The organism is Bergeriella denitrificans NBRC 102155, assembly GCF_001592185.1.
Lineage (GTDB): Bacteria > Pseudomonadota > Gammaproteobacteria > Burkholderiales > Neisseriaceae > Neisseria > Neisseria denitrificans.
On the sequence record NZ_BCWL01000165.1, the window covers coordinates 1 to 4,890 of the forward strand.

At 57.3% G+C, this 4,890-nt stretch carries 5 protein-coding genes; all 5 read right to left on the minus strand.

The window, feature by feature from the left end; translation table 11 throughout:
* Positions 1–80: 80 nt before the first annotated feature.
* Positions 81–1,076: an aldo/keto reductase gene (locus BDE01S_RS08355; protein ID WP_066080094.1), complete on the minus strand. Its 996-nt coding sequence runs from the start codon at positions 1,074–1,076 to the stop codon at positions 81–83.
* Positions 1,077–1,502: 426 nt separating this feature from the next.
* Entirely contained in the window at positions 1,503–2,459 is a 957-nt protein-coding gene (locus BDE01S_RS08360) for a Gfo/Idh/MocA family oxidoreductase (protein WP_066080097.1), read from the minus strand.
* Between the two features lie 119 nt (positions 2,460–2,578).
* A complete protein-coding gene (locus tag BDE01S_RS08365) occupies positions 2,579–3,433 on the minus strand; it encodes a class III extradiol dioxygenase subunit beta (RefSeq protein ID WP_066080100.1) in 855 nt (284 codons plus the stop codon).
* Positions 3,434–3,454: 21 nt separating this feature from the next.
* Complete coding sequence (gene ligA, locus BDE01S_RS08370; protein WP_066080103.1) at positions 3,455–3,850, minus strand: protocatechuate 4,5-dioxygenase subunit alpha; 396 nt, start codon at positions 3,848–3,850, stop codon at positions 3,455–3,457.
* 64 nt (positions 3,851–3,914) lie between these two features.
* Positions 3,915–4,832, minus strand: coding sequence for an amidohydrolase family protein (locus BDE01S_RS08375; RefSeq protein WP_066080105.1), 918 nt, complete (start codon positions 4,830–4,832; stop codon positions 3,915–3,917).
* Between the last annotated feature and the right edge of the window lie 58 nt (positions 4,833–4,890).

Here is a 4,890-nt window from a genome sequence, read left to right on the forward strand (position 1 = left end):
CCTTGTCTCAATCTAAATTGAAACGACTATAAAAAAGGCCGTCTGAAAATCAGATTTTCAGACGGCCTTTCTGTTTACCCTTAAGCCTCAAACTCTTCGGTATCGATTTCGGCTTGGGTGGCGGCGGGATAGCGTGCGCCGACGGTGTTGCCTTGATGGATGATTTGTCCGGCCTGCTGCAGGATATCGGCGCTGATGTTTAAGTCGGCGGCGGCGAAGTTGTCGGCCAGATGCGCGGGGTTGGTGGTGCCTGGGATGGGCAGGATGTGTTCGCTTTGGGCGAGCAGCCAGGCGATGCCGAGTTGGGCGGTGGTGCAGCCGGCTTGTTGTGCGAGGTCTTGCAGTTTGTCGAGCAGGCGCAGGTTGGCGGGGTAGTTTTCGGCGGAGAAGCGCGGCATGGGGCGGCGGATGTCGTTGTCGGCCAGTGTGGCGGGGTCGCGCAGGATGCCGCCGAGAAAGCCTCGGGCGACGGGGCTGAAGGCGACGAATGCGGCGCCCAGCTCGCGGGTTTTCTGCAATACGGCGATTTCGGGGTTGCGTGTCCAGAGCGAATATTCGGTTTGGACGGCGGCTACGGGATGGACGGCGTGGGCTTTTTCCAGTGTGGCGGCGGATACTTCGGAGAGGCCGATGGTGCGGATTTTGCCTTGTTCGACCAGGCGCGACAGGGCGCCCATGCTCTCTTCGATGGGGATGTTTTTATCCCAGCGGTGCAGGTAGTAAAGGTCGATGACGTCGGTTTGCAGGCGGCGCAGGGATTCTTCGGCTTGGCGTTGGATGGTTTCGGGGCGGCCGTCGATGACGCGTTTGCCGTTGACGCCGCCCATGCCGCATTTGCTGGCCAGCAGGATTTGGCTGCGGTAGGGTTTGAGGGCTTTGCCGACCAGGGTTTCGTTGGCGCCGAAGCCGTAGAGGGTGGCGGTGTCGAAATGGTTGTAGCCTAAATCGACGGCGCGTTGCAGAAAGGCCAGTGCGGCGGCTTCGTCGGGCGGTGTGCCGTAGGCGTGGCTGAGGTTCATGCAGCCGAGGCCGACGGGGCGGACTTCGGTTTGGCAGAGTATGCGGTTGGGTGACATGATGATTCCTTTGGTGGTGGCCGTCTGAAAAATCGGGCGCGGCGGCTTTGATTTTCAGACGGCATATGTTTTGTGAAACTGGAAAGATGCGGCGTGATGCGGCAGGCTGCGTTTTGCGCTTGCGCCGGTTTTCTCAACGGATTGGATGAGAGAAAGTAACGTGCGTTCGGGATAAGCGATTTTATTTATATTTCAGAGATTTATCCCCTATCCCGTCTTTAACGGGGGAGGGTTAGGGGGGATTTACAGGTTATTTTAGGCCGGCTACCCTCATCCTAACTTTCCCCCGCAGGGACGGGGGGAAGGGACAGATTACTGAATTTCAACGGATGCTATGCTTTTCAACTGTTTGTCTTATACCGAACGCACGTAAAGCATACAGGCCGTCTGAAAGTATGGGTTTTCAGACGGCCTGTGCGTTGATGATCAGCCTTCGAGCTGTTTTTCCAATTCGCCCAATACTTTGTAGCAGTTGATGACGCTTTCTACGCTGGAATTGGGTTGGCGGCCTTCGCGGATGGCGGCGAAGAATTCGCGGTCTTGCAGTTCGATACCGTTCATGGATACGGCGACTTTGCTCACGTCGATGGGCTCTTCTTTGCCGTTGACCAGGTCGTCATAGCGGGCGATGTAGGTGCCGTTGTCGCAGATGTAGCGGAAGAAGGTGCCCAAGGGGCCGTCGTTGTTGAAGGAGAGCGACAGGGTGCAGATGGCGCCGTTTTCGGCCTGCAGCTGGATGGACATGTCCATGGCGATGCCCAATACGGGGTGTTTCGGGCCTTGGATGGCGTTGGCTTTCACGACTTTGCTGCCGGTTTGGTATTGGAAGAGATCCACGGTGTGGGCGGCGTGGTGCCACAGCAGGTGGTCGGTCCAGGAGCGCGGTTCGCCTTTGGCGTTGGTGTTGGTGCGGCGGAAGAAATAGGTTTGTACGTCCATTTGTTGGATGTTCAATTCGCCTGCGCTGATTTTGTTGTGTACCCATTGGTGGCTGGGGTTGAAGCGGCGGGTGTGGCCGACCATAGCGACCAGGCCGGTTTCTTTTTGTACGCGCAGCACTTCTTCGGCGTCTGCCCAGGAGTCGGCCAGGGGGATTTCTACTTGGACGTGTTTGCCGGCTTTCAGGCATTGCAGGGTTTGCGCGGCGTGCATTTGGGTGGGGGTGCACAAAATCACGGCGTCCAATTTGGGCAGTTCGAGGGCTTTGGCCAAGTCGTCGGTGACAAAGCCGATGCCGTATTTGTCGGCGACGGTTTGGGTTTTGGCCATGTCGCGGCCGATGAGGGCGATGACTTCTACGTCGGGGATGTTTTTGATGCCGTCAAGGTGTTTTTCGCCGAATGCGCCGGCACCGGCGAGGGCGACTTTGATGGTTTTGCTCATGAAGTTTCCTTTGGGTTGGTTGTTTCGTTTAAGGCGGGCGATGCCGTCTGAAAAAGCAGGCGTGTGATGTATGGTTGGAGCGTTTACGCTCCGACTGTGTTTTCAGACGGCCTGATGCGTTATTTTTTCGGTGCTTCCAAAATCAGATGGCCGACTGCGGTGTTGGAGGCGGGAACGTGGTAGAAGCGGTGTTTCACCACCGGCTCTTCGCCTTCTTCGCACATGGCGGCGCGGGCAATCAGCCACATTACCAGTTCGATGCCTTCGGAACCGGCTTCGCGAACGTATTCGATGTGCGGTTTTTTCGCCAGCTCTTTCGGGTCGGCAATCAGGTCGTCCAGAAATTGGTTGTCCCATTCTTTGTTGATCAAGCCTGCGCGCGGGCCTTGCAGTTGGTGGCTCATGCCGCCGGTGCCCCAGATGTGGACGTTCAAATCTTCGTCGTAGCTTTCCACGGCTTTTCTGATGGCGCGGCCGAGGTCGTAGCAGCGTTGGCCGCTGGGCACGGGGTATTGCACCACGTTTACATGCAGCGGAATGACTTTTACCGGCCATTTTTCGACGTCGCCGAACATGACGGTCAGCGGTACGGTCAGGCCGTGGTCGACTTCCATCTCATAGCACAGGGTCAGGTCGAAGCCTTGTTCGATAACGGAATGCGCCAGGTGCGAGGCGAATTTCTGGTCGCCTTCCACATTCGGTACGGGGCGCGGGCCCCAGCCTTCGTCGCTGGGTCGGAATTCGTGGTTCATGCCCAAGGCGAAGGTCGGAATGAGGCTGAAGTCGAAATTGTTGGTGTGGTCGTTGTACACCAGAATGACTACGTCGGGGCGGTTTTCTTTCTGCCATTCTTTGCTGTATTCGTAGCCTGCGAAGACCAGCTTCCAGTAGTCTTCGCCTTGCTTTTTCAAGTCCCAGGCCACGCCGATGGCGGGGACGTGGGAGGTGTAAACGCTTGCGGTGATTTTTGCCATGATGTCTCCTTTCAGACGGCCTTATTCGGGTTTTTGCTCGTGCAGGTAGCGGTTGCCTTCAATGCTGCGGCCGCCGGCCATCATCATCGCACGGTATTCCTCTTCGCTCATGCCGGTCATGCTGCCCGCCATTTGCTGGAAGGTCAGGCCGTCGGTGGCGCCGATTTTCGCCAACACATAAATATTGCCGCCCAGATCGATCAAGCGGTTCAAATCGCGGGCGATAACTGCGTCTTTCTGCTCTTCGGTCATCGGCCATTGGTCCATATAGGCGCGCTGGTCGGCTTTGAAACGTTCGCGGTTTTCCGCCTTCATCAGCGACATGCAGAACTGGTTGAGATGATAGCCCTGGCTGGCGCGTTCGGAATCGAAAATGCGCGTGCCGGGAATGTCTTTGTAAGGTTTGTCGAGTGCCATCTTGCTGCTCCTTTGTCGGTGTTTTCAGACGGCCTTTTCCGAAAAGGCCGTCTGAAAGTGGGAATTATGCCTCTTCCGGCCAGTATAACCGCATCGGGTTGTCTACCAAAATTTTCCGCCGCTCCTCAGGCGTAACCGCCACCTGCGCCAGCCAATCCACCAGCAGGCCGTCGTCCGGCATATGGTCTTTCAGGTTCGGGTGCGGCCAGTCGGTGCCGAACAACACGCGGTCAGGGAACTCCTGCATCAGGCGGCGGGCAAACGGCACCACGTCGGTATAGGCCTGCTGTTCGCCGTTTAAGGCTTTGGGGCCAGTGTTGCTCAAACGCTCGGGGCAGGAGAGTTTGCTCCAGAAATTCGGGTTTTCGCGCATCAGCTTGACGAATAATTCAAACTCGCCGCCGTGCGCAGGTTGCGATACGTCGGGACGGCCCATGTGGTCGACTACCACGGTGGTCGGCAGCGACGTGAAGAAATCGTAATATTCCGCCAAGTCCGCCGCTTCAAAATAAATCACGATGTGCCAGCCCAAGGGCGCGATTTTGTCGGCGATGGTACGAAGGGTATCGACCGGCGCGGTGTCCACCAAACGCTTGACGAAGTTGAAACGCACGCCGCGCACGCCCGCATCGTGCAGCCGCTGCAATTCCTCCTGCGTGACGTCGGCTTTTACCGTGGCTACACCGCGCGCTTTGCTGCCGGCGGTTTCCAGCGCATCGACCAAAGCGCGGTTGTCCGCACCGTGGCAGGTGGCCTGCACAATCACGTTGCGTTCGAAACCGAGCAGGTCGCGCAGGGCAAACAGCTTGTCTTTGCCCGCATCGCAAGGCGTGTATTTGCGCTCGGGCGCGTAGGGGAACATGTCGCCCGGGCCGAAAACGTGACAGTGCGCATCCACCGCGCCTTGCGGCAGCACCAGCTTGGGTTTGGACGGGTTGGGGTGGAAATCCAACCAGCCGGGGGTTTTCTCAAATCGGCTCATGAAAGCTCCTTGTTTCTCTTTGGCTTTGTATAGTGAAATTTTTAAAAAACTAAAATAT